We start from the raw sequence: 23,285 nt of genomic DNA, 5'->3' as shown, positions 1-23,285 counted from the left end.
GCTCATCGTGCCCGGCGCGTACCGCGGCTCAGTTCTGGAAGACGGTTTCGATCTTGCCCTTGAGCGTCTGCGCGTTGAACGGCTTCACGATGTAGTTGGACACACCGGCCTTCTTCGCGGCGACGACGTTCTCGGACTTGGCTTCCGCCGTGACCATGATGAACGGAATACCGTTCAGAGCTTCGTCGGACCGTACGTGCTGAAGCAGCTCGTAACCGGTCATCGGCTCCATGTTCCAGTCGGAAATGACCAGACCGTAGTTACGCTCCTTCAGCTTACCAAGAGCTTCCTGTCCGTCGGCCGCTTCATCCACGTCCTCGAACCCAAGCTGCTTCAGGAGATTTTTGATGATGCGGATCATGGTCTTGTAGTCGTCCACAACCAGGACCGGCATCGAGAGGTCGAGCGCCATCGTTAGCTCCATGTGATGGGTCGTCGGAAAGGCGCTCACTTTGAAGCGAGCGCACCGGATTTAACGAATACGGTGTAACTGAAGGTGACTTGCGCGAAGCTTGCCTGGCTAATCGTGGAGCCATTTACGAATTCGGGGACTTCTGACAATAGATACTTCCGGTTTTGAGCACATAGCCAATAGGAGATGCTGATGTCGACGGAGAGGCGGCCGTTTCGGATCGAGATGGCCAGTCGAAAAAAAGAAGGCGAACCAATGGAATTCACGCCATCAACCAACACCCCTCTGGATCGGATCTACAGCGAACTCTCCGATTTGCGCGGGCTGATCGGTCGTCTGGAAAACTGGGCCCAGGAAGTGTCGTCGCCAAAGTCCGGCGTCACCCTTCTGGCAGGTGTCGAGACGATTCAGGACGCGATCACGCAGACGCGCGGCGAGCTGACGTCCCTGAACGAGAAGGAAAACAAGAACGCGCAGTTCAACCGCGCTGCGGACGAGCTGGACGCCGTCGTTGCGAATACCGAGGCGGCGACGGATACGATTCTGTCGTCGGCAGAGGCCATCGACGATCTGGCAGCCAAGCTGCAGGCGACCGCGAGCGACGAGGACATCGCGAAGATCACCGAGATCCGCGACAACACGATCCGCATCTTCGAGGCCTGCAACTTCCAGGACATCACCGGGCAGCGGATCAGCAAGGTGATCGGCCTGATGCACTTCATCGAAGGCCGCATCTCCACGATGGCCGAGCTGTGGACCGACTTCGGCGATGTGGACCATAGCGAAACCAGCAAGTCGGGCCCGCATTCCTTCTCCCGGACCAGCGCCGGCGTTGCCATGCACGGTCCGGTCCTGAACGGTGACGTGGATGTCGTCAGCCAGGACGATATCGATTCCCTTTTCCCGTAAGCTCTCGACGCTTGCGGGGCTGCCCGTAGAAGATCACGAAGGTCCGGGGCCAACGCGCATGTACCAATCCCGGTCGATCCGCGAGAGGAGCGACCGCCGACCAAAGCGCCCGAGGATGACGGCCGACTGAACGCATCAGGCTTCTGCGGTAATCTGACAGCATCAGTGCTCGACTACCGAATTGCCCTCCAAAATGCCCTGCCGATCCGGAAACCTGATCCCGGTCGGCGGGGCATTTTTTTTGCGCGCGGCCCGGTCTTTCACCGAAGTCCGGACGCCCTCCCGCGAGCAGACGCGTTCCGTTGCGACACGGGAAGCGCAAAGGCGCCCCCGGTGACCGGCATCAGCCGGTCTCCGAAGACGCCCAAACCCGATTTCGAGAGGTGCAGCCGGAGCGTCAGGCGCAGAAGCGACGGGCGTTCGGCGTCCAGGTTCCGAATTCCACGGCAACCATGTTCCGGATCACCGCACAGACATACCGCTTCTGGGCGGGATCGTTGTTGGGTCCGGCATGATAGCGGGCGACCGCCATCGTCCAGGTGCCCTCGCGCGCCTTCAGCTCCTGAAGAAAGCGTGCCGCGTAGTCGACATTCGCCTTCGGCTCGAGCATGTGGCTGATCGAGCGGAATTTTTCGCCGTGATAATGGTAGTTGATCTGCATGCAGCCCAGGTCGATGAGCTTCTTGCCCTGACTGCGCGCCTCGGCGAACTTGCGCTTTGCATCGGCAGCGCTCGCCCCGAAGAACGACGCGCCCTCGATGTTCATCGCGTAGGGCTGAAGCGATCCCTTGCGGCCGGTTTCGGTCAAGCCCACGGCATAGAGGATCCCGAGCGGGACGCCATACTTGGCGGAGGCCCGTTCCATCTCCTTCTCGCAGACATTGCCGGCGAAAGCCGTTCCTGCGCCGAGACCACTAAACGTAAAGAGAGCCAGAGCGAGAAGTCTCGCCTTTCGAAGCATTTGAACCATCGTCGTCCTTGAACGAAGACTGAGAAGACGTGTTGTCGGAATTGGGATTGCGGTCGCGGCCGTTGCCGCCGCCGGCGCCCGTTTCGCCCTGGGGCTGGAACGAGCCGCCGCCGGGATTCGGGTTCGGCATCGACGAGGCCTCCTGCCGGCCATGCGGCATGAGATGCGAGCGGAACCCGTCGTTCGAAGCCTGGATCGTGACGGAGTCCACGTCGTAGCCGGCGTCCTTGATGATCGACATCAGCTTGGAGCTGTCCTGCTCCAGAAGCTGGGCCGTTCCCTGACGCGCAGCCGCCACCTGCAGCTCGAGCCCGCCGTTGCTCATCCGCATGCGCACGCGCACCAGCCCAAGCTCGGCCGGGGTCAGCTCGAGTTCGAGGATGCGGACCATATTGTCGCCGGAGGTCTGGGGATCGGCGGTCGCGGCGGGGGACATCCGGGCGCCGACCAGGTCTCCGGCGGTCGCCACCAGGCTGCTGCCCAGACGCTGCAGCGTCGACTGGGGCAGACCGGCCTGGCCGTTGGAGCCGGGCGCCTGCGGCATTTCCGATCCGGTCGCACCGGCGGAAGCCATCCGCCAGCCCTTGTCGGAGGAGGATTTGTCGGACGACGAAGAGGCGCGGCCTTCATCGGGCTGCTGCTGTCCCGGGTGCTCCGCCATGCGCTGCCCCTGGACGCGCGGATCCGGTCCGCCGGACTGCTTCCGCTCGGCCGGACCTTCGACCGCGCCACCGCGCGCGGCGGCATTGGGTTCGGTGCGCGCAGCCACATTGGCTTCCGCGGCGGTACCGGGGGTGCCGGCCGCCCCGGTCTCGGACTTGGCACCCAGCATGGCGCGGGTCTGCACCGGGGCGAAATGGGTCTGGCGGTCGACGATATGGGCCGCCATCTTCGGCGTGGTGGAGGCGAGCGCGTCGGCGTCATCCGGCATCGCCGGACCGGTCCAGCCCTGGGCGGACGGATCCGACTGGCCGGACGTGACCGAGCCGGCCCCCTGGCGCGCGCCCGCACCGGCCTTCGCGCTCTGTTCGGCGGCGGCAGACCCGTTAGCCGCCTGTCCGGCGGCCGCTCGCGGCGACGTCTCCGACCATGCGGCGAGAAGCTGCGCCAGACTCATGTCCCGGGTGGTCTGGGCCGCGTCGTCGCCCTGGGCCTGCGCGTCCCCGTCGCTTCCGGACTGTCCTTCTCCGGCAAGCTCCGAGCCGTCCTCTTCCTGCCGCACCGGACGCCCGAGCCCGCTCCGAAGATCGGACGTGCCCGCCTTCTGGCCGGCGCCGGCCTGGGCCTGTTCGGACGCGTTACCGCCGGTCTTGGTTTCCGCCGCCTTCTTCAGGAGCGCGGCGAACTCGGACACGCCCTCCTTGCCGTCCTTCGCCACCTGGCCGTCCTGGCCCGTCTTGGCGGATGCACGGGCGTGCGCCCCGACCGCATCGTCCCGGGCAATGAACTCGGGAGCGGAAAAAGCAATCCTTGACATCACTGCGTCTCCTTCAGGAGCGCGTCGACCGCCTCGATGGCGGATGCCGCTTGTGAAACCACGTCAGATTCGGGGAACGTCTCGTCGTCTTCGGTCAGGTCGACCTGGGCCATCGCCGAGCCTTCCGGAGCGTTGAGAATGAGATCCGCCGTCGCCGCCGCCGCATCGAACAGCGCGGCGTCCGACGGGGTCAGCACCCGGCGGTCGACCCGGGTGAGATCGTCGATGGAGGTCTCCAGCCCTTCCGGCGTGACCGCCATCGCCGCACCCCGGTACAGGAGCGCCCGCGACCGGTCCCGCGAGTTCGGCTCGGCGGAGGCGAGCGCCGCATCGGCCGCCTTCGCGGCCACCGACGTCTTGCCTTCGTTCACCGCAGCACGGGCCACGACCAGGTACATCTCACGCTTGTCGGCGTCGTCCAGGTCGACCAGCAGCCTGTTCAGGCGGTCGAACTGCTCCGGATCGTCGACGAAGCTCATCCGCGTCAGCGCATCCGCGAACCGCTGGCGGAAGTTGCCGGCGTAGACGGAGTTGCGGAAGCGATAGAAGTACTGGAGCGCCAGACGCTCGAACAGGTCGATGTCGTTGCGCTCGCTGGCGAGGTAGATCTCACGGCGCAGGGCAGCCTCCTCGACCAGCGTGCCCGGCGAGAGCAGGCGCGCGACGTCGAGAAGCTCCATGGACTTCGCGCGGTCGACGTCGAGCATCAGGGTCGACTTGGCCAGGGCCACCTGCCCCGCCATGCTGCTCGGCAGGTCAAGCGGCTCGATGGTCTCGAACATCTTGCGCGCCTCGAGCTCGCGGCCTTCGACATAGGCGAGGGCCGCCCGCAAGAGACGCTCGTCCACGTTCGGCGCCTCCTCCCGGGAGAGGAGTTCGCGGGTCACCTCGGGCCGACCGCCGCTGAGCGTGTAGACGATCAGCGCCTCGGCGTTGCGGCGGTCCTGCCAGACCTCCGGATCGACGGCCAACAGGTCCGCGTGCATCTGGGCCAGCAACACCTTCTGGGCGTTCAGCGCGTCGGCCGAACCGGCTGCGATGTTGTCCTGGAGCGTCTGGAGCGTGCGCACGAGCTGATAGGGAGGTGCAATGGCGCCACCGACCTGGTCTGCCGCGCTGCCGAGCCGGGACGGCTGGGTCAGGGGCTCGACCGGCGCAGGCTCGTCTTTGTCCGAAACGCCATGATCGTCGCCTTTGGCCTTGGCGCCCTGCGCCTCGTCTGAAGTCCCGTGTGCCTGATCGGAATGCGCACCGGTTTCAGCTTCGTGCGCATCGTGGCCCGCCATGTCGGCGGCAGGCGTGTCGTGAGCGGCATCCGCCTCACCGGCGTGAGAGCCGGTCTCCACCGCCTGTCCCGTCATCGCGGCCGCCAGGGCCGCACCGACCCGGCCGCCCGCATCTGCTGCGGCGACATCAACAGGATGAGGTGAACTGCTGGTCTCTGCCGGCTGATGAGGCGCACTGTCCGCCTCACCATGGGCGGAATCGCCGGCATGGGCCTGCGTTTCGGTCTCCGGGGTTCCCCCGTGCGGCCCCGCCGGCCCGGGAGCAGTCGCGTGGTCCGCGTCGCCGTGGGCCTCCGAGGTGTCGGACGCATTCGGCGTGTGATCGGCTTCGGTGGCATGGGAAGCGACGCCAGCGGCCGCTACGGTCTCGGCATCCCCGCCCTGCCCGGTCTCCGGATCGCCGACGTCGTCATGGGTCGCATCCTGATGCATCGCATCCTGATGGGTATCAGCTTGCTCGGGGACGGCATCGGCCGCAGGCGCATCGGGCCGCATACCGGCCGTGGCGATCTCCGCAACCAGCTCGTCCACATAGACTTCTGCATCCGAGGGATCGACGACGTGTTCCTCGTAGGCCTGCTCGGCGTCCACAGCGGTCACGGCCAGCGCACCCTCGTCCGAGCTGTCCGAGGTGTCGACGGACGGCGTGACAGAGGCGGTCTCGCCACCGCCGACGCCCGGGACGTCTTCGGACAGGTCCGGATCCGCCTCGGCGAGGTCAGCCGTTTCGGAAACCTGCGGACCGAGCTCGGTGGTGGTCGCTGCGTCGGCTGCTTCAGGCTCCGCGTCCGTCGGGGCGTCCGCCACGAGCGGTTCGGACCCGGCCGGATGGCCGGCCGCCTGGACTTCGCCGGCGTCATCTTCGTGTCCGTCCGTGGTCGCATCTCCGGCATCGGCCAGAACAGGCTGCGGCCCAATGGCGTCCACGCCGGCGCCGGCGGTCTCAACACCCGAGGTTTCGACGCCGTCAGCCAGCACCGGGGAGGACGGCGGCCCTTGCAGGGTTTCCGCCGTTTCGGCGACCTCGGAAGCGGCATCCGGTTCGTTGCCCGGGATCGCGGCCGGGCGCGGCACCGGAATGCCCGCCTCGGCAAAGGTCCGGTCGGACACCGGCTCGATCGGGGCCAGACCGGTTCCGCGCGGGGCAGACGGGTCCGCGCCGACCGGTGCCGGCTCGGTCTCTTTGTTGCGGGACGTCTTCGCCGACATGACGGCCCTGGCGGCCTGGTCCAAAGCGCGTTCGTTGGCGAGCTCCGCCGGCAAACCCGGCTGCACGGCGAACTCGAGGCCTCCGACGGCCTCCGGCTCCGCCTGGGCCGACGCCTTGTCCTCGGCCGCAACCTCTGCCGCAGTCGCGGTCGAACCGTCTTGCGCAGAGACGGTCGGTGTCTGCGGGCGCGCCGGAGGGAGGGGCGCAACGGCCGCGGCGGCCGTGACCGGGCGAGCGGGTGCCTCCGTCGGCGCCGGATCCGTCACGACCGGCGCCCGTGCGCCTTGGGCGGCCTGCCGCTCGGATGCGACGACCTCGGGATCGCGCAGCACCGTCGGCACCGCGCGCCGGATGGACGACAGGAGCCCGCGCGACCGCTCACGCGCGGAGACCGGCTCGTCGCCGGGAACTAGAACCATCGGCTCGCCCGACTGGGCGGCCGCCGGAGCGGCCGAGATCGGCCCCTGCGAAAACGCGAGGACGGCGGCAAGCACCGGCGCAAGCGAACGCCGCATCATTCACCACCACCCTGGTCGGGTTCGCGCAGCAGGATCTCGATCCGCCGGTTTTCCGCGGCATTGGGATCGGCTTCGTTCTTGAGCTCGCGGTCCGCACGCCCTTCGACGCTGACGATCCGATCCTCGTCGAGGCCGCCGCGAATGAGCATGTACCGGGCCATGTGCGCGCGCGCACTGGACAGGCGCCAGTTGTCATAGGTTTCGGAACGGAACGGACGGGCGTCGGTGTAGCCGCGGACCACGATCTCGCCGTCGCGCTGCGCAAGGGCTTCGGCGATCCGGGCCATGGCCACGACCACCTTCGGCGCCGGCACGGCGGAGCCGGATTCGAACATCGAGTAGTCGATGTCGTCGGTCAGGCTGACGAGCAGACCCTCGCTGGTCTCCTGGACGAGAAGGTGCGGCTTGGCACCGCTGTCGATCGACGACTCCATTGCGATGTCGAGGTCTCGGGCGAGCTCCGTCACTTCGCTGTCGTTCGACATGACGCCTTCCTCCGGCGGAAGAATGACGGCTGCGCCGGTCAACTCCAGCGGGCGGCGGCCGAGCGGCTGCTGCGTGTAGGAGGTGGCTCCTCCCACCGAAGCGGCGGTCGCCGTGGTCGCGGCCCCCTGCTCCCGCCCCATGACCTGAGCCTGGGCAGCAGCCTGACGCTCGGCAGCCGTATCCGAATGGGTCTGGTCCGGACCGGTCTTGCCGGCCGTCCCGCCGGCGATCGTCACCGGCGGCTCCATCTGGGCCTCTTCGCTCTGCCAGTAGGCCGGGTCGAACGGGTCGCGCAGCACGTCTCCACCGCTCTGGCCGGGATCGCCCGCCTCGCCTTCCGGCGCGTTGACGTCGCTGTTCTGGTTCGGCTCGACTTCCTCGGCCAGCTTGGCGAGCACCGAGTACGGATCCTGGAAGGCTGCTTTCTCGCGTGCCGAATGTTCCGCGTCGGAGGGTGCAGGCACTTCTTCCGCGCGCCCCTCGCCGTCTCCCTTGCCGGATTCCCCGTCCGGCGGCGCAACCAGTTGCGCGTCGGCGGGATCGAGCACGCCCTTCTGGTTGGTCACGCTGGCGGCGAGATCGACCGGATTGAAGTAGGCCGCGATCATCTTGCGGACTTCGTCGTCGGTCGCATTGATCAGCCACATGATCAGGAAGAAGGCCATCATGGCCGTCATGAAGTCGGCGTGCGCGACCTTCCAGGCACTGGAGTGGTGCTCGTGCTCTTCCTCATCAACACGCTTGATGATGATGAGATCCTGATGCTCACCCTGGCTCATTGCAGCCTCAACGAATGGCGGACGCCAGGCGCTCGAACCAGGCGCCCAGCTGTGTTTCGATCACCGTATTGTCGGCGGTGACTTGGATATCGACGGTCTCGCCCGGCTCGAACGACAGTCCGGCCGCCCGCTCGCCGAGTTCGGAGGCGAGCCGGTCCAGCAGATCCTCGGGGCCGGTGACCCTGACGCACTTGTTTCCCGCGTCGCTCAGAACGGCGGTGATCGTCCGACGGATTTCCGCGACCGCCTCGACACGGACGGCGTCCTTGACGAAGGGGCCGATCACCCGGGCGAGGCTGTCGGCGATGCCGTCCTCCAGCTCGCCCCAGGCGGTCGTCATCTGGGTCGCCAGACGGGCGCTCTCGTCCGCGCACCAGGCTTCGCGCTGCTCGGCCAGGTCGCGTTCGAAGCGCGCACGCTCCTCCGCGCGCACCGTTTCGCACCGGGCGTCCGCTTCCGCCCGGGCTTCGGCCCGGACGCGCTCTTCCATCTCTTCCAGGTTCGGCCCGGTTTCCACCGGCGTCTCCTGGACCCCGAACGGCAGCAGCTTCGGGTCGGCGGGCGTCTTGCAGGGTTCGGGAGACCCGAAGTTGGCGATCAGATGCGCGAAGGCGTTCATGTGGATCAGGCCTTAACTTCCTGGGTGAGCCACTGGCGAAGCACGGCTGCGGCCTGCGATTCGTCGTAGTCCACGATCTGCTCCAGGCGCTTCTGCGGAGTGCGGTTGCGCTTGGAGGTGACGTCCTCGATGAGGTTGATGTCATCGTCGGCCATGATGCTCTGTTCGCCGCCTTCGAGGCCGAGAACCGAGCCGTCAGGCGAAGCGAGCGCAGCCGCTTCCATGTCGCCGGCTTCCTCGTTCTCCGGACGGGCAAGGATCACCCGCATTGCCGGCCGCAGGCCGAACCAGATCAGGAGGACGGCGATGACCAGCATGGTGGCAGCGTTGATCAGCGTGCCGAACTGGCGCATCAGGAGATCGACCATCGACAGCGGGGGCGCGGGCTCCAGGTCACCGGCGCCGGTGGCAAAGCCGACGGCGGACACCTTGAGCTGATCGCCGCGATCGCGGTTGAGGCCGGCCGCCGACGCGACCAGAGCCTCGATTTCCTCGATCTGCGTGTCGACGGGAATGGCACTGCCGTTGGTGCTGGCGGCTTCCATCAGCCGCTCGCGGTTCACCAGAACGGCGATCGAGAGGTTCTCCACGCGGAAGCCGTCGCTGACGGTCTCCACCACCTTCGAGGAAATCTCGTAGTTGGTGAGTTCCTCGCGGCGCTCGTTCTGCTCGTTGGACCCGCCGCCGCTGTCGGCCGGAAGCTCTTCCTGAGGAATGTTCTGCTGAACCGTCACCGGCGCATCGGTCGCGGCGTTGCGCGACTGACCCGATTCCCGGACGGTCCGGATCGACCGCTCGACCCGGGAATCGGGATCGAAGATCGTCTCGGAGGTCCGGGTCAGGTCGGTGTCGAGTTCGGAGGCGACGCTGATCTCGAAGTTGTTGAGACCGAGATAGGGCGTCAGCGTGCGGCGGATGTTCTCCTCGATCTCCGCATTCACCTGGTTCTGCAGACGCGCCAGCTTGCCGCCGGCGGCGGTGGCGCCATCCTCGCCGGACGCGAGCACGGCGCCCTCGGTGTTGAGGACCGTGACGCCGTCGACCTTCATGCCGGGCAATGCGGACGCCACCAGATGGCGAATCGCCGGCGCGGCCGACGCATCCTGGGCGCTCTCGGTCTGGATCACGACGGAGGCGGAAGCCGCCTGCTGATCGCGCCGGAACGAACCGCGCTCGGGCAGGACGATGTGAACCCGCGCGGCCTTGATGCCGTTCATCGACTGGATGGTGCGCGCCAGTTCGCCTTCGAGCGCGCGAACCCGAGTGATCTCCTGCATGAAGGAGGTCAGGCCGAACGAACCGAGTTCGTTGAAGAGTTCGTAGCCGGAGTTGGCGTCCTGAGGCAGGCCCTTTTCGGCCAGATACATCCGCGCCTGGGATGTGTCGGAGTGAGCGACCAGGATGGAGGTGCCGTCGGAGGAGACATCGAAATCGATGCCGGCATCCTTCAGCGCGCTGCCCATCCGGGTAACGTCTTCGCGGGAAAGGCCCACATAAAGGGCCTCTCGCTCAGGCTGGCTGAGATAGTAGGCGCCGACGCCCACGACGAGAAGAACCGTGAGCCCGACGAGGCCCAGGGCGACGAGCCGGCGGGTGCCGAGCTCTTTGATATTTGTCCACAGGCGTTCTGCCTGCTCGCGGCCGCTCATCGACTGCTTCCGATCCTCGAAGGTCACGCTTGATCCGTCCACCGACCGGGGGACCCGGTCTGCTTCCGGCTGGCTGGGAACACATCTTCGGTGCGCCGGCTCGGTGGTCTCATGCCGGCTGCGTCCCGACATTCGACGATCAACCTTGCGCGGACATTGCAGGCAGCGCCGTCCGGGCGACTTATTGCTGCAGCGCACCTACGGAATCGCGCCCCGTAAGCGGACGCGCTAAGCGCTTGTCCCTCCAGCGCGTTTTGTTCCTAGCCCGCGCGCTGCTCAGGTCTGCCGGTTGACACGAAAAAGGCCACGCTGGTCGCCCAGCGTGGCCCTGACCTTCCCGAAGGAAAGCTGCGTCTGGTCTTACCGGAACAGCGTGAGCACGTTCTGGCTGGACGAGTTGGCGATGCCCAGGGACTGGATCGCCAGCTGCTGCTGGGTCTGCAGCGCCTTCAGACGGGTGGACTCTTCTTCCATGTTGGCATCGATCAGGGTGCCGATGGCGCGGTCGTTGGCGTCCATCAGAGCCGTCACGAACTCCGTCTGGGAGTCGATGCGCGTGGAGAACGCACCGGCCTTGGTCGAGGCGTCGGTCATGTCGAGCAGCGCGGCGTCGACGATCTTCAGGAAGCCGGCGATGTCACCAGCGGTGGCCGTGCTGATGTCGATGTTGGCAACCGCACCAGCGTCATAGCCGTTGGTGATGGTGGCCTCGCCATCGGCCATGCCGAGGTTGCCGACGTTCGCCGGGGTCGACGCACGGGAGTTCGAGATGGTGAACTCTTCGTCGCTGCCGAACACGATGTTGTTCGTCACCGCGTCGACCTTGACCTCGATGTTGTTGATGCCGGCGTTGGCCAGGGCGGCCTGGTAGGCATCACGCAGCTCGGTCACGGTGTCGACGGTGGCGTCGTTGTTGCCGACACCGGCCATCACGGCCTGATCGATGGTCACGGTGGTGCCGTTGACGTCGAACTCGAGCGTCTCACCGGTCATGTCCGGCGTACCGGTCAGACCGCCGAGAACCGTCTCGTACTGAGCCAGGCTCGAGGAGCCATTGCTCAGGCCCAGAGCCGCAGCCTGGCCGCCCGTGTTGACGCTGGTCACGTTGGAGACGGTGAACCGCTCGGCACTGGAGAAGCGAACGCCGTTGGCGTCGGCCTGGACGGTGACGCCAGAGATGCCGGCGTCGGCGAAGGCGCGTTCGTAAACGGCCACGAGTTCGGCGTTGGAGTCGACGACGTTGTCGTTGTTGCCGATGGCAGCCACGGTCGCGGCGTCGATCTGGACTTCGGTGCCGTTGAAGTCGAACCGAACGGTTTCACCGGTCATGTCCGGCGTACCGGTCAGGGTGCTCATGGTCAATTCGTCATTCGCGACGCGACGGGTCTTGTCCATGATGCCGGAGTTGGTGCCGGCCTCGTAGAGCGCGAAGTCGTCGATGTCGACGTTCATCGTGTCCACGGAGATCGACGAACCGGCACGCGAGAAGGACACGACGATGTCCTTGGTCTCGCCGGAGTTGGCGACCGAAAGCCAGTTGTTGCCGGAGATGACCGACGAGTCGGCCGTGCTGCGGATGCCTTCGAGCAGGCTGTTGATTTCCGTCTGCAGCTTGCCCTTGTCGGTCTCGGGAGCCGTCGCGGTGACGAGCTTTTCCTTGATCATCTGAAGGGCTTTGCGGGCGGTGTCGAGACCGGTGTTGGCGGTGTCGACCGAGGCGGAGCCAAGGCCCAGGGCGTCCTTAACAGCACCGAGGGCACCGTTGTCGGACTTGGTCGTCGTGGCGATCGACCAGTAGGCGGCGTTGTCGGCGGCGGAGTTGACCCGCAGGCCCGTCGACACGCGGTTGTTGGTTTCGTCGAGGTTGGTGTTGATGGAGCGCAGCGTCTGCAGCGCGACCATTGCGGAGGTGTTGGTATTGATGCTGGTCATCGAAATGTCCCTTGGATCTGAAGTCAGATGAATGGATGGGACATACCGGGCTTTCACCGGTATAGCGGAGCGGCATCATGCCTTTGGATGCGGACACGGTGTCCGTCCGGACCGCTCTGCTTGCCTCTGAACGCAAACAGCCAACCCGCTATGGCACGCAACATCGCTGCGGAAGCTTGCCTGAAGCTTGCTCCCACAGCGATGCCATGCGCCAAAGGGTTGGACTGCCCCGGACAAAGGCAGCTCGATGACCAGCCCAATTTGAGCGTTCTTTGATGGTTACGCCCCGAACCAGGGAGTTCAGGGCGTAACCGATCTTCCCCGTGGGGAAGCGAAGTCTGAGGACCTTACCGGAACAGCGAGAGCACGTTCTGGCTGGAGGAGTTGGCGATGCCCAGGGACTGGACAGCCAGCTGCTGCTGGGTCTGCAGCGCCTTCAGACGGGTGGACTCTTCTTCCATGTTGGCGTCGATCAGGGTGCCGATGGCGCGGTCGTTCGCATCCATCAGAGCCATCACGAAGCTCTCCTGCGACTCGATCCGGCTGGTGAGAGCACCGGCCTTCGTCGAGGCGTCGGTCATGTCGAGAAGCGCGGCGTCAACGATCTTCAGGAAGCCAGCGATCTCACCCTTGGAGGCAGTGGTGATGTCGATGTTGGCAACCGCACCAGCGTCATAGCCGTTGGTGATGGTGGCTTCGCCATCAGACATACCGAGGTTGCCGACGTTCGCCGGGGTCGACGCACGGGAGTTCGAGATGGTGAACTCGTCGTTGCTGCCGAACACGATGTTGTTCGTGGCGGCATCGACCCGGACATCAATGTTGTTGATGCCGGCGTTGGACAGAGCAGCCTGATAAGCGTCAGCCAGCTCGGTCACGGTGTCGACGACGGCGTCGGCGTTACCGACCCCAGCCATCACCGTCTGATCGACGGTCACGGTGGTGCCGTTGACGTCGAACGACAAGGTCTCACCGGTCATGTCCGGCGTACCGGTCAGACCGCCGAGGGTCCGCTCGAACTGAGCTTCGGTCGAAGATCCGTTGGTCAGACCGAGAGCAGCCGCCTGGCCAGCCGTGTTGACGCTGGTCACGTTGGAGACCGTGAACGACTCGGTGCTGGAGAAGCGAACGCCGTTCGCGTCAACCTGGGTCGTCACACCGGTGATGCCGGCGTCAGCGAAGGCGCGGTCGTAGACGGCCGCAAGTTCAGCAGCGGAGTCGACGACGTTGTCGTTGTTGCCGACGGCAGCCACGGTCGCAGCGTTGATCTGCACTTCGGTGCCGTTGAAGTCGAACGACACGGTCTCACCGGTCATGTCCGGCGTGCCGGTCAGCGTGCTCATGGTGAACTCAGAGTTCGCCACGCGGCGCGACTGATCCATGATGCCGGTGCTGGTTCCGTCCTCGTAGAGGGCGAAGTCGTCGATGTTCACCTGGATGGTGTCGACAGCGATCGAAGAACCGGTACGCGAGAACGACACGACGACGTCCTTCGTGTCACCCGAGTTGTTCACCGAAAGCCAGTTGTTGCCGGAGATGACCGACGAGTCGGCCGTGCTGCGGATGCCCTGCAGAAGGCTGGAAATTTCCGTCTGCAGCTTGCCCTTGTCGGTCTCAGGAGCCGTCGCGGTGACGAGCTTCTCTTTGATCTTCTGAAGGGCTTCGCGGGCGGTGTCGAGACCGGTGTTGGCGGTGTCGACCGAGGCAGAGCCAAGGCCCAGGGCGTCCTTAACGGCACCGAGAGCGCCGTTGTCCGACTTGGTCGTCGTAGCGATCGACCAGTAAGCGGCGTTGTCGGCGGCGGAGTTGACCCGGAGGCCCGTCGACACGCGGTTGTTGGTCTCGTCGAGGTTGTTGTTGATCGAGCGCAGCGTCTGCAGCGCGACCATCGCCGAGGTGTTGGTGTTGATGCTCGTCATGGGAATGTCCCTCTACTTTTAAGTGTGGTTTGCGGGGGACATACCGGAGTTTCACCGGTATGGCAGGGCGACATCATGCCTTTGGTTGCCGAGCCGTCTTTTCTTTCTAAGACCCGACGCTGACTCCGCTTTTCGGTGCCAGCCAACCTGCCATGGCCGGACATTCGCAGACGAAGCTTGCGCGAAGGTTGTGGACTCCACAGGTCAAGTATCTAATACTGCAGTGCAATACTTTTTTCAATTTGTAGTTAATTAACGTATTTATTCAACATATTCACAAAAGCGACGTAAACCGATTGCCTTAGGTTTTGTTAGAAAAATCTGCAGAATGCCGGGAAAACTTGTGGACCGCCGGCGCCGCACCCGATGACAAGGGACCGGACCGCACAGGCTCACGCCTATGTTGCAATGCAGCATAAACAGCAAACCGGACGCATGGCCGACGCTCTCGAAGCTGACAAAAAAGCGCTTGAGGCAGAAAAAATCTGCGGGCGTCGAACGGCCCTTTGCGGCGGGTGTCGGCGCCTTGGGATCGCCAAGGCGAAAACCGGCGAAATCGCTTTGAGGCGGAGAGATCCGCTTCGCTGCCACGGGCCAGGCCGTCCACCCTGCCCGGATGCGCTCAACGGCGCGTTGCGTGCGAACCAGGGCGGAATCAGGGATCAGGACGTGCCGGGCGCCGGGAGCCGCTGCCGTCCGGTGATGCGCACGGAATGACGGCAGACGGCCACGGCGCCCGGCCCTGCGCCGCGACGTTCGTCGGCGGCTGCGGTCGGGTCCGTTCCGCAAATGTGGACCAGAGAACCCCCGAGGCATCGGGATGCGGAGGGCCGAGGTTGGGCGTGCAGGCTTGCCGCAGCAGCGACCGGGCGAAGGGATTGCTGAGCCATTGCCGTTCCGGCCTCTTCGAGAGGCAAGCTGTTGAGACGCCGCAGTCGGGCGAACCGAGGCGCTCCACCGGACGCCGACGCGGCTTGGATCCGCCTCGTCGACCTGTGCCGACCCGGAATGGCCGCTTCTATCGCGGCGCGTCCGGCATGGTCTCGCCGCCCCAGGTCCGAGACCATTCGCATTCGCGGGTCCATGCCCGGGCGCGCGAAGAACGGCGCTAAAACGAAAAACGGGACGCCGGCATCACACCGGCGTCCCGTTCTGGTTTCGGGTCCCGCCGTCGGGCGGGACGAGTGGCAGCGCAGCTAGAAGAACGACCGCACCAGGCTGCCGATCAAGAGGTTCCAGCCGTCGATCAGGATGAAGAACAGGATCTTGAACGGCAGCGCGATCACCGTCGGCGGCATCATCATCATGCCCATGGACATGACCAGCGTGGCGACGATCATGTCGATTACGAGGAACGGCAGCACGATCAGGAAGCCGATCTCGAAACCGCGCCTGAGCTCGGAAATCATGAACGCGGGAACGAGGATGCGCAGCTCGACCGTATCCCCCGGCTCGATCGGCGAAACGCCCGCGAGATCGGCGAAGAGAAGCACGTCCTTCTCGCGCACGTTGTTCAGCATGAAGGTGCGGAACGGGTCGACGATGCGCTCGTAGGCCTCCCGCTCGGTGATCTGGTTTTCCGTGAGCGGCTGGATGCCGTCCTCCCAGGCCCGCTCGAAGGTCGGCTGCATGACGAAGAACGTCATGAACAGGGCGAGACTGATCAGGATCAGGTTGGCCGGCGTCGTCTGCAGGCCGAGGCCGGAACGCAGGAACGAGAGCGCGACCACGAACCGGGTGAAGCTCGTCACCATGATCAGGATGCCCGGTGCGATCGACAGCACCGTGATCAGGGCGATGAACTGGATCATCCGGCCGCTGGCGGAGGACGATCCCTCCGGCAGCAGACTGCCGAGGGACGGAATGTCCTGGGCCGCGGCCAGTTGCGGCACCGTCATGACCGCCGCGGCGATGCCGGCGGCGGCGAGGTTGCGGGGGGCGAGAAAGCCGCTGAACGTCATTATTGCAGGACCATTGTTTTGACGACGAGTTCACTGACCTTGCCGCCGGTGCGCACGATCGCCCGCTCGTTCAGGTCGTCTCGCAGATACTGAAGCGCCGAGGGCCCCTGCAGCTGGCTCAGCGACAGCGTGCGCCCGTAGGCGGCGATGTCCTGGGCAATCTGGGCCGCCGCGATCTGCGGGTTTTCCAGCGCGCCGTTGGGGAACACGATCGCGGTTTCCAGACGCATCCAGGTGTCGCTGGGAGCGGCCAGGTTGATGATGACCGGATCCAGCGACAGGAGGACCATGTCGCCGGAATATTTGAGCTGGCTCGCTTGGACGACCGGCTCGTTCGCTTCCTCGCGGCTGGTGACCGCCTCTTCGACCGAAGAGGCGACCTTGATGCCGATGCCACCGCCGGCGCCAATCGCCAGCAGCGTGAGAAGCACGACGGCGATGATGGTGCCGCCGCCCTTCTTCTTCCCGTCCTTGGGAGCCGCCTCCGCCGGATCGTTACCTTGCGTGTCTTTCGCCATGGCGGGACCCGATCAGAACGGAGCGACTTTGTCGTAAACCCGCTGACCCCATGCAGGCTGCTGCATGTCGGTGAGCCGGCCACGTCCGCCGTAGGAAATGCGCGCCTCGGCGATCTTGTCGTAAGGGATCGTGTTGTTGTCGGAGATGTCGAGCGGACGCACGATGCCGGCGATGTTCAGCACCCGAACCTCGTAGTTCACGCGGATCTCCTGGGAGCCGCTGATCAGGAGGTTGCCATTCGGCAGCTTGTCGAGAACGACGGCGGCGACGGACAGGCGGAGCTTTTCCGACCGGTCGATCGAACCTTCGCCCGACGAGCTCGTGCTGGAGTCGATCCCGAGATCGGCCGACACTTCGCCCGAGCCGCCGCCGGCGCCGAAGCCGACGGCGGACAGTGCGGTGAAGAAGCCGAAATCCGCATTGCCGTCGCGCGACCGGTCGGTGGCGTTGTCGAACTGGGCCTGATCGTTGATCTGGATGAGGACCGTCAGCACGTCACCGACATGAGCCGCGCGGATGTCGCGGAAGAGATCGACGCCCTGCCCGCCCCAGGTCGAGCCCAGGGAGCTCGGACCGGCCGCGGCGAAGCTGGTCGGAACCGGCGCAGTGGCCACGTTGACGCCGTAGCCGACCGGGGTCAGCTCCGGGCCGCTCATGAGGTTGTCGTGCGACTGACAGCCGGCGAGGAGCAATGCGCCCGCCACGCTCGCATAGAGCCAGGGTTTCATCCCGAATTCCTTCGATTGGTCTCGGGGTTGGCAAGCCCCGCCATGATGTTGGTGAGCTGGGCCGCTGTGCTCGGATCCATTTCGTTGAGGATCGCGCTCGCGGTGCGCGGCGGAAGCTTGGCGAGGATCGCCGCTGCCGTGAATTCATGCATGATCGCAAGCTGTTCGGAGGCTGCGTCCGGCCGCATCTCGGTGTAGATGGCGACCAGGTTCTCTTCCGCGCTGGCGAGGAACTTCTCGCGGCGCTCCAGCCAGTCCTCGTATTCCGCCCGCTTCTGCTCGAGCATGGCGATACGGTCCTGCACCTTCACCTCGAGCGCCTTGAGCGCTTCGACCTGGCGCTGGAAGCGGGCGTCCGCCGCCCGGTCGGCGATGTTGGAGCAGTATTCGGCGGCCGCCCGCTCGTCGGGGTTCGACGGACGCAGCGCGGCGGCTGCGGCCGCTCTGGCCTGCTGCGCGCTGATGTCGGTGGCCTGTGTCTGGGCGTCCTGGGCCTGGGCCGCCGTGACGGCGAACGAGGCTACCAGAAGGCCGGCGAGTGTGCGGGAAACCATCATGGTTCCATCCCTCCCCGTTGGGTCGTCGTGCCGCCGCGTCAGGCGACGGCTCACTGGACGATAAGTTCAGCCTGCAGGGCGCCGGCCGTCTTGATGGCCTGCAGCACTGCGATGATGTCCGACGGTTTGAGACCGACGCGGTTCAGGCCGTGGACAAGGGTTTGCAGATCCGTGCCACCCACGATGGCGAGGTGGCCGGGTTCTTCGGCCGCGTTCACCGTGGTGCGCGGGACGATCGCCGTGACGCCGTCGGAGAACGGGTTCGGCTGCGAGACGAGCGGCTGCTCGGTGATCCGCACGGTGATATTTCCGTGGGCCATGGCGACCGTCGAGATCTGGACGTTCTGGCCGACGACCACCGTTCCGGTGCGCTGGTCGATCACCACCCGGGCCGGCGTATCCGGCTGGACCGTGAGGTCGCCGATCTCGGCCAGGAAGCGGGCCTTCGACACGTTGCTCGGACGGTTAAGGACCACGGTGCGCAGATCGCGTTCGTGGGAGCCGCCCTGCCCGTAGCGGGTCTCAGTGTAGGCATTGACCGCATCGGCGATCAGCGCCGCCGTCTTGAAGTCGGGGTTCTCCAGCTCCAGCACGAGCTGGCCGATGCTGGCGAGACCGCCCGGCACGACCCGCTCGACGATGGCGCCGTTCGGGATGCGCCCCGCCGTCGGCACGCCCTGGGTGAGCGATTCCGCGATGCCCTGGGCATTGAAGCCGGACACGGCGATCGGCCCCTGGGCCACCGCATAGACTTCGCCGTCGCCACCCATCAGCGGCGTCACGATCAGCGTGCCGCCCATGATGGAGGTGGCGTCGCCGATGGACGAGATGTTGACGTCGATACGCGAACCGATGCCGGCGAAGGCCGGGAGGTCGGCGGTGACGGTCACCGCGGCCACGTTGCGCGCCCGGAGCGGCACGTCCTGGACGTTGATGCCCATGCGGTCGAGCATCGACTGCAGCGCCTGTTCCGTATAGGGCGCGTTGCGCAGCGTATCGCCGGTGCCCTGCAGACCCATCACCAGGCCGTAGCCGACGAGCTGGTTGTCGCGGACACCCTGGACACTGGTGATGTCCTTGATCCGGGTCGCGCCGGCCGGGGCCGCCGCGCCGACCACGAGGGCGGCGATGAGAAGAAGCCAGCGCATCATAGTCCGCCCCCCACGAGCAGGCTGCCATCGTCCTGGACCAGGCCGGTGAGCATCTGGCCGGAATCGATGTTGCGGGCCTGAACCATGGCGCCGAGCGAACCCGACTGGAGCGGCATCACCGTTGCCGTGATCGACAGGGTGCCGGCCTCGAAGCGGGCGACCGTCGGCTGTCCGCGCGACACCAGCATCGGATCCTCGAAAGAGTTGTTCGGGATCGGCTTGCCGGCCACGAGGGTCCGCTTGGCGACCTTGCCGATGATCGGATGCGCCGAATCCAGCACCGCCAGCGGCCGGTCCGGATCGAAATAGAACGGCTTTTCGGTCAGCATCTCGCCGGAGATCAGGTCTCCGGGATAGATCGTGACGGCCGGGACGGGCAGCAGCCCCTGCACCTGGCCGGCGCTTGCCGACCCGACGGCCGCCGCCGAAACGGCAGCGGCCAGGGTCGCGATCGAAAGGAGATGGCGAAGCAGGCGGACCATCATGCGGCCTCAGCGGATGCCCTTGGACACGGTGCCGGCCATCTCGTCGGAGGCCTGGATCACCTTGGAGTTCATTTCGTAGGCGCGCTGGGCCGATATCAGCTCGGTGATTTCCTTCACCGGGTCGACGTTCGACGATTCCAGGTAGCCCTGATGGATCTTGCCGAGGCCCTCTTCGGTCGCCACGCCCTCGAACGGAGCGCCGGACGCCGGGGTCTCGCGGAAGAGGTTGTCGCCGAGCGGCTCGAGACCGGCTTCGTTGGCGAACGAGACCAGGGTCAGCTGACCGAGAAGCAGCGGCTCCTCCTCGCCGGCGAGCCGGGCGTAGACCTCACCCGACTCGTTCACGACGATGTCGGTCGTGTCCTCGGGAAAGATGATGGCCGGCTCGACATTGTAGCCCTCGATGGTGACGAGCTCGCCGTCCGGCCCCTTGTTGAAGGTGCCGGCGCGGGTATAGAGCGCCTCGCCGTTCGGGCCCTCGATCTGGAACCAGCCCTTGCCGTTGATCGCCAGATCCAGCGGGTTCGAGGTCTGGGCCAGCGAGCCCTGGATGTGCAGGTTGCGCACGCCGACGGTGCGCACGCCGAGGCCCACGCGGGCCCCCTCCGGCACCGGAGCGCCGCCGCCCTGGTTCGGAACGCCCTGAACCCGCTCGAACTGGTAGAGCAGGTCGGCGAACTCGGCGCGGGCGCGCTTGAAGCCGGTCGTGTTGATGTTGGCAACGTTGTTGGCGATGACCTCAACGTTGGTCTGCTGGGCACTCATGCCCGTGGCGGCGATCGCAAGCGCTTTCATCGGTCCGTCCTCAGATCGCCATCCGGCTGACTTCTTGGTAGGCGTTCACGACCTTGTCGCGGATCGCGATGGCCGCCTGCAGCGTCTGCTCCGCCGACATGATCGCCTCGACGACCTTCTGCACCGAGGTGTTGCCCTCGATGCCGGACAGGGCCGCTGCCTCGCCGGTCTTCAGCGTGTTGACGGCATTGCTGGACATCTGCGCCAGGACGTCGCCGAATTCGGTCGGCGAGGCACCGCTGGCCGCAGCGCCGGCGCCCTGAGGGCGGATTTCGGAGGCAACGGAGCCGACGGCCCCGATCGAGTTAATCATCATCATCACGAGCCCCTGAGGAGGTCGATGGTCATCGACACCATCGAACGCGCCTGCTTCATCATCTGTAGGTTGGCTTCATAGGAGCGGGTGGCCTCGCGCATGTCGGCCATCTCCATGAGCATGTTCACGTTCGGAAGCTTGACGTTGCCGTCTGCGTCCGCTGCCGGGTGACCCGGGTCGTATTCGATGCGGAACGGCGTATCGTCGTCGTTCACGATGGCATCGACGCGCACGCGCTCGGCACCGAGCGCCGCGTCGAACTTGGATTCGAACAGGATGGTCTTGCGGGAGTAAGGATCCGCTCCCTGCGTCGACCCCGTCGACTGAGCGTTCGCAAGGTTCTCGGCCACGATGCGCAGCCGGGCGGACTGGGCTTCCAGTCCGGCGCCGGCCAGCCGGCCGATCGACGTCAACGGATCGATCATCCGGTGCTCCTCAGGCTGGTCATGATCATGCGGTGGAACGACCGCACGATGCTGGTATCGAGGGTGAAAGCGCGGCTCGTTTCGTTCGCCTTGGCGAGCTCTTGGTCGATGCGCACACTGTTGCCGGAATGGGTCACGTCCCAGGTGTCGACTTCACGCGCTTCGTTGCCGCCGGTCGGACCGTATCCGACCCCGATATGCCCCTGCGAAGTCGCGGCCATCCGCAGACTCGTCTTGTCCAGGACGCTCTCGAAAGGCTCGATGTCCTTGGCTTCGAATCCGGGCGTGTTCGCATTCGCGATATTCGCGGTGATCGTCGCTTGCCTTGTCGCCGCCCATTCCGCATGGCGGCCAGCAAGGCCAAAAAGATGAATAGGTTCCACCAGGAGCCTCCACTGCTTCATCGAGGGTGACCCTAGGGGCGCAACCTTGCCCGAGGCTGGTGGCGAAGAACTTTTTTTGCGCCGCACAAGAGACAGGCTGCGGGCGAAGTCGGATGCCTTCGGAATTAGGCCCGGAGCGCAGACCACCAACGAAAACGCGCCGGCGACAGGGCGTCGTCAGCGCGTTTCGAAGGTCCGAAAGAAGACGGTCGGCGATCAGTTCTGGGACCGATCCGACGCCTGGTCCGACGCGGCCCGATCGATTCGGCCGGGGCCGGTCTCGCTGACGCTGCCGTCGGCCAGAACCGCGGCAAAGCGGCGCCAGGTCTCCTCGTCGTCTCCCGGCCAGCGGGAAAACAGGAGGCCGTGCAGATTGACGCCGACGAAATCGGAATCGAAGACCAGACTGAAATAGGCGGTCATCTGGGTGTGACGGAGCTCCAGCTCGATGGTGGCCATCGGCTTGCGGCCCCATTCGCAGAATGCGCTCGCCGTTCCGCCGTAGCGCAGGAACCCCGTCTTCAGATGTCCCTCGGTCGAGGAATCGATCAGGTCCGCCAGCAGCTCGTCGCGCTCGAAGAGGATGTAGCCGATCAGAACGCCGGCATCGGCGAGCTGCAGTTCCGCGATGAACGGCCGGAGCAGCCGCGCCAGCGATTTTTCGTAGCGCCGCCGCGTATCGACGGTCTCGCCCGACATATCCATGAAATGGCTAGTGTTCGACACGACCGCCTCCAGGGTGGGAGTAAATGTAGTAGATGATCCGCGCGACCGCCGTGTAGAACTCCGGCGGGATCCATTGATCGACCTCCACGGCGTCGTAGAGGGAACGCGCGAGGGGCTTGTCCTCGATGATCGGGATCTCGTGCTGCGTCGCGATTTCGCGAATCTTCAGCGCGACCAGATCGGCGCCCTTTGCCACCACCAGCGGGGCCCCGCCCTCGTCCTGGCGATAGCGCAGCGCGATGGCGTAGTGGGTCGGGTTGGTGATGATCAGGGTGGCCTCGGGCACGTTGGTCAGCATGCGATGGCGGGCGCGGTCGCGGGCGAGCGAGCGCATGCGCGCCTTCACCAACGGGTCGCCTTCCATCTGCTTCATCTCGTCCTTCTGCTCCTTGCGCGACATGCGCAGATCCTTGCGCCACTTGAAGCGCGACCACAGGAGATCGGCGGCGACGAGGAGGATCGTGGCGGCGCAGACCGCGGCCACCAGCCGGGTCGACAGCGACAGGATCTGGCTCGGCAGAAGCGTCGGATCCGTCGTCACCGCATTGATGACGCCGACGATCTCGTTGCGCAGCAGCATCACGGTGATGACGCCGACCAGCCCGAACTTCGCCAGCGCGCGTAGGAACTCCACCATACCCTGCACACCGAAAACGCGCTTCCAGCCGGAAGCCGGAGAAATCCGGTTCCATTGCGGGCGGATCCGTTCCCCGACGATCCGCGGCGCGTTCTGGGAAAGGGAAGCGAACAGTCCGAACACCGCCAGGAGGGCGACGATCGGCAGAATGAAAAGAGCCATCAGCTTGCTGATGTCGATCAGCAGGACGACGGCGTCGCTGCCGTCCCCGATCATCATGTCGCCCGCCTCACCGAACAGGCGGGAGAGCTTGATCGCCAGCTCCGGCACCTTTTCCGCCAGGAGAAACGACATCACCAGGAGAATGCCGAGCAGGGACGCAAAGATGGGAGCTTCCTTGGAGAAGGGCGTATTTCCCTTCTCCAGCGCGTCGGAAATCTTCTTTTCCGACGCCTCCTCTGTCTTGCTGTCCTTATCCTGGTCTTCGGCCACGTGC

General features: G+C 65.5%; 23 protein-coding genes. 1 reads left to right on the top strand and 22 read right to left on the bottom strand.

Annotated features, from left to right (window positions below; translation table 11 throughout):
• Nucleotides 1-28 precede the first annotated feature (28 nt).
• Complete coding sequence (locus J2S73_RS20365; RefSeq protein ID WP_306887531.1) at nucleotides 29-412, bottom strand: response regulator; 384 nt, start codon at nucleotides 410-412, stop codon at nucleotides 29-31.
• Between the two features lie 255 nt (nucleotides 413-667).
• On the opposite strand from J2S73_RS20365, the gene J2S73_RS20360 reads away from it, so the two are divergent.
• Nucleotides 668-1,321: a protein phosphatase CheZ gene (locus tag J2S73_RS20360; protein WP_306887530.1), complete on the top strand. Its 654-nt coding sequence runs from the start codon at nucleotides 668-670 to the stop codon at nucleotides 1,319-1,321.
• Between the two features lie 397 nt (nucleotides 1,322-1,718).
• Here the strand turns inward: J2S73_RS20360 and J2S73_RS20355 are convergent, their stop codons facing one another.
• The 21 genes from J2S73_RS20355 to flhB all read right to left on the bottom strand — a co-directional run bounded on the left by J2S73_RS20355 (nucleotide 1,719) and on the right by flhB (nucleotide 23,281).
• Nucleotides 1,719-2,282, bottom strand: a complete 564-nt coding sequence (locus tag J2S73_RS20355) for a transglycosylase SLT domain-containing protein (RefSeq protein WP_370874478.1) — start codon at nucleotides 2,280-2,282, stop codon at nucleotides 1,719-1,721.
• Nucleotides 2,236-3,768, bottom strand: coding sequence for a flagellar hook-length control protein FliK (locus tag J2S73_RS20350; RefSeq protein WP_306887528.1), 1,533 nt, complete (start codon nucleotides 3,766-3,768; stop codon nucleotides 2,236-2,238). Before J2S73_RS20350 ends, J2S73_RS20355 begins: the two co-directional genes overlap by 47 nt.
• Complete coding sequence (locus J2S73_RS20345) at nucleotides 3,768-6,782, bottom strand: MotC family chemotaxis protein (protein WP_306887527.1); 3,015 nt, start codon at nucleotides 6,780-6,782, stop codon at nucleotides 3,768-3,770. The genes J2S73_RS20350 and J2S73_RS20345 overlap by 1 nt, the downstream gene beginning before the upstream one ends.
• Nucleotides 6,779-8,047 carry a MotB family protein gene (locus J2S73_RS20340; protein WP_306887526.1) on the bottom strand — a complete coding sequence of 423 codons (1,269 nt, stop codon included), beginning with the start codon at nucleotides 8,045-8,047 and terminating at the stop codon, nucleotides 6,779-6,781. The genes J2S73_RS20345 and J2S73_RS20340 overlap by 4 nt, the downstream gene beginning before the upstream one ends.
• 7 nt (nucleotides 8,048-8,054) lie before the next feature.
• Nucleotides 8,055-8,666 carry a hypothetical protein gene (locus J2S73_RS20335; RefSeq protein WP_306887525.1) on the bottom strand — a complete coding sequence of 204 codons (612 nt, stop codon included), beginning with the start codon at nucleotides 8,664-8,666 and terminating at the stop codon, nucleotides 8,055-8,057.
• A gap of 5 nt (nucleotides 8,667-8,671) precedes the next feature.
• Entirely contained in the window at nucleotides 8,672-10,315 is a 1,644-nt protein-coding gene (gene fliF, locus J2S73_RS20330; RefSeq protein WP_306887578.1) for a flagellar basal-body MS-ring/collar protein FliF, read from the bottom strand.
• Nucleotides 10,316-10,675: 360 nt separating this feature from the next.
• On the bottom strand, nucleotides 10,676-12,247 hold the full coding sequence (locus J2S73_RS20325; RefSeq protein ID WP_306887524.1) for a flagellin N-terminal helical domain-containing protein: 1,572 nt from the start codon (nucleotides 12,245-12,247) through the stop codon (nucleotides 10,676-10,678).
• Between the two features lie 347 nt (nucleotides 12,248-12,594).
• Nucleotides 12,595-14,166 carry a flagellin N-terminal helical domain-containing protein gene (locus J2S73_RS20320; protein WP_306887523.1) on the bottom strand — a complete coding sequence of 524 codons (1,572 nt, stop codon included), beginning with the start codon at nucleotides 14,164-14,166 and terminating at the stop codon, nucleotides 12,595-12,597.
• A gap of 261 nt (nucleotides 14,167-14,427) precedes the next feature.
• Nucleotides 14,428-14,757 (bottom strand): hypothetical protein, encoded by a 330-nt coding sequence (locus tag J2S73_RS20315; RefSeq protein WP_306887522.1) that lies wholly within the window; start codon nucleotides 14,755-14,757, stop codon nucleotides 14,428-14,430.
• Nucleotides 14,758-15,362: 605 nt separating this feature from the next.
• Complete coding sequence (gene fliP / locus J2S73_RS20310; RefSeq protein ID WP_306887577.1) at nucleotides 15,363-16,064, bottom strand: flagellar type III secretion system pore protein FliP; 702 nt, start codon at nucleotides 16,062-16,064, stop codon at nucleotides 15,363-15,365.
• 62 nt (nucleotides 16,065-16,126) lie between these two features.
• Nucleotides 16,127-16,645, bottom strand: a complete 519-nt coding sequence (locus J2S73_RS20305; protein WP_306887521.1) for a flagellar basal body-associated FliL family protein — start codon at nucleotides 16,643-16,645, stop codon at nucleotides 16,127-16,129.
• A gap of 12 nt (nucleotides 16,646-16,657) precedes the next feature.
• Nucleotides 16,658-17,374: a flagellar basal body L-ring protein FlgH gene (gene flgH, locus J2S73_RS20300; RefSeq protein ID WP_306887520.1), complete on the bottom strand. Its 717-nt coding sequence runs from the start codon at nucleotides 17,372-17,374 to the stop codon at nucleotides 16,658-16,660.
• Entirely contained in the window at nucleotides 17,371-17,931 is a 561-nt protein-coding gene (locus J2S73_RS20295; protein WP_306887519.1) for a MotE family protein, read from the bottom strand. The genes flgH and J2S73_RS20295 overlap by 4 nt, the downstream gene beginning before the upstream one ends.
• A 50-nt stretch (nucleotides 17,932-17,981) precedes the next feature.
• Nucleotides 17,982-19,079: a flagellar basal body P-ring protein FlgI gene (flgI, locus tag J2S73_RS20290; protein ID WP_370874479.1), complete on the bottom strand. Its 1,098-nt coding sequence runs from the start codon at nucleotides 19,077-19,079 to the stop codon at nucleotides 17,982-17,984.
• Nucleotides 19,079-19,567, bottom strand: a complete 489-nt coding sequence (gene flgA / locus J2S73_RS20285; protein ID WP_306887517.1) for a flagellar basal body P-ring formation chaperone FlgA — start codon at nucleotides 19,565-19,567, stop codon at nucleotides 19,079-19,081. The genes flgI and flgA overlap by 1 nt, the downstream gene beginning before the upstream one ends.
• A 6-nt stretch (nucleotides 19,568-19,573) precedes the next feature.
• Nucleotides 19,574-20,362 (bottom strand): flagellar basal-body rod protein FlgG, encoded by a 789-nt coding sequence (gene flgG / locus J2S73_RS20280; protein WP_306887515.1) that lies wholly within the window; start codon nucleotides 20,360-20,362, stop codon nucleotides 19,574-19,576.
• Nucleotides 20,363-20,372: 10 nt separating this feature from the next.
• Nucleotides 20,373-20,675: a flagellar hook-basal body complex protein FliE gene (gene fliE, locus J2S73_RS20275; protein WP_306887576.1), complete on the bottom strand. Its 303-nt coding sequence runs from the start codon at nucleotides 20,673-20,675 to the stop codon at nucleotides 20,373-20,375.
• A 5-nt stretch (nucleotides 20,676-20,680) separates the two neighbouring features.
• Nucleotides 20,681-21,103, bottom strand: coding sequence for a flagellar basal body rod protein FlgC (gene flgC, locus J2S73_RS20270; RefSeq protein WP_306887514.1), 423 nt, complete (start codon nucleotides 21,101-21,103; stop codon nucleotides 20,681-20,683).
• Nucleotides 21,100-21,507 (bottom strand): flagellar basal body rod protein FlgB, encoded by a 408-nt coding sequence (flgB, locus tag J2S73_RS20265; protein WP_370874477.1) that lies wholly within the window; start codon nucleotides 21,505-21,507, stop codon nucleotides 21,100-21,102. Before flgB ends, flgC begins: the two co-directional genes overlap by 4 nt.
• A 195-nt stretch (nucleotides 21,508-21,702) precedes the next feature.
• Nucleotides 21,703-22,212 carry a BspJ family T4SS effector nucleomodulin gene (locus J2S73_RS20260; RefSeq protein WP_306887513.1) on the bottom strand — a complete coding sequence of 170 codons (510 nt, stop codon included), beginning with the start codon at nucleotides 22,210-22,212 and terminating at the stop codon, nucleotides 21,703-21,705.
• Nucleotides 22,199-23,281 (bottom strand): flagellar biosynthesis protein FlhB, encoded by a 1,083-nt coding sequence (gene flhB / locus J2S73_RS20255; protein WP_306887512.1) that lies wholly within the window; start codon nucleotides 23,279-23,281, stop codon nucleotides 22,199-22,201. The genes J2S73_RS20260 and flhB overlap by 14 nt, the downstream gene beginning before the upstream one ends.
• Between the last annotated feature and the right edge of the window lie 4 nt (nucleotides 23,282-23,285).

Source organism: Amorphus orientalis (assembly GCF_030814015.1).
Classification (GTDB): Bacteria; Pseudomonadota; Alphaproteobacteria; order Rhizobiales; family Amorphaceae; genus Amorphus; species Amorphus orientalis.
The sequence above is the reverse complement of the archived record's forward strand: the minus strand, read 5'-3'. Positions and strand labels throughout refer to the sequence as shown.

Excerpts from the sequence above, each read along its gene's own strand:
- flgI (WP_370874479.1), bottom strand. The coding sequence starts at position 19,079 with ATGCGCTGGCTTCTTCTCATCGCCGCCCTCGTGGTCGGCGCGGCGGCC.
- J2S73_RS20340 (WP_306887526.1), bottom strand. The coding sequence starts at position 8,047 with ATGAGCCAGGGTGAGCATCAGGATCTCATCATCATCAAGCGTGTTGAT.
- J2S73_RS20355 (WP_370874478.1), bottom strand. The coding sequence starts at position 2,282 with ATGCTTCGAAAGGCGAGACTTCTCGCTCTGGCTCTCTTTACGTTTAGT.
- fliP (WP_306887577.1), bottom strand. The coding sequence starts at position 16,064 with ATGACGGTGCCGCAACTGGCCGCGGCCCAGGACATTCCGTCCCTCGGC.
- fliE (WP_306887576.1), bottom strand. The coding sequence starts at position 20,675 with ATGATTAACTCGATCGGGGCCGTCGGCTCCGTTGCCTCCGAAATCCGC.
- J2S73_RS20325 (WP_306887524.1), bottom strand. The coding sequence starts at position 12,247 with ATGACCAGCATCAATACCAACACCTCCGCAATGGTCGCGCTGCAGACG.
- J2S73_RS20360 (WP_306887530.1), top strand. The coding sequence starts at position 668 with ATGGAATTCACGCCATCAACCAACACCCCTCTGGATCGGATCTACAGC.
- J2S73_RS20345 (WP_306887527.1), bottom strand. The coding sequence starts at position 6,782 with ATGATGCGGCGTTCGCTTGCGCCGGTGCTTGCCGCCGTCCTCGCGTTT.
- J2S73_RS20305 (WP_306887521.1), bottom strand. The coding sequence starts at position 16,645 with ATGGCGAAAGACACGCAAGGTAACGATCCGGCGGAGGCGGCTCCCAAG.
- J2S73_RS20350 (WP_306887528.1), bottom strand. The coding sequence starts at position 3,768 with ATGTCAAGGATTGCTTTTTCCGCTCCCGAGTTCATTGCCCGGGACGAT.
- flgC (WP_306887514.1), bottom strand. The coding sequence starts at position 21,103 with ATGATCGATCCGTTGACGTCGATCGGCCGGCTGGCCGGCGCCGGACTG.
- J2S73_RS20295 (WP_306887519.1), bottom strand. The coding sequence starts at position 17,931 with ATGATGGTTTCCCGCACACTCGCCGGCCTTCTGGTAGCCTCGTTCGCC.
- fliF (WP_306887578.1), bottom strand. The coding sequence starts at position 10,315 with ATGAGCGGCCGCGAGCAGGCAGAACGCCTGTGGACAAATATCAAAGAG.
- flgH (WP_306887520.1), bottom strand. The coding sequence starts at position 17,374 with ATGAAACCCTGGCTCTATGCGAGCGTGGCGGGCGCATTGCTCCTCGCC.
- flgA (WP_306887517.1), bottom strand. The coding sequence starts at position 19,567 with ATGATGGTCCGCCTGCTTCGCCATCTCCTTTCGATCGCGACCCTGGCC.
- J2S73_RS20365 (WP_306887531.1), bottom strand. The coding sequence starts at position 412 with ATGGCGCTCGACCTCTCGATGCCGGTCCTGGTTGTGGACGACTACAAG.
- J2S73_RS20320 (WP_306887523.1), bottom strand. The coding sequence starts at position 14,166 with ATGACGAGCATCAACACCAACACCTCGGCGATGGTCGCGCTGCAGACG.
- flgG (WP_306887515.1), bottom strand. The coding sequence starts at position 20,362 with ATGAAAGCGCTTGCGATCGCCGCCACGGGCATGAGTGCCCAGCAGACC.
- flgB (WP_370874477.1), bottom strand. The coding sequence starts at position 21,507 with ATGAAGCAGTGGAGGCTCCTGGTGGAACCTATTCATCTTTTTGGCCTT.
- J2S73_RS20335 (WP_306887525.1), bottom strand. The coding sequence starts at position 8,666 with ATGAACGCCTTCGCGCATCTGATCGCCAACTTCGGGTCTCCCGAACCC.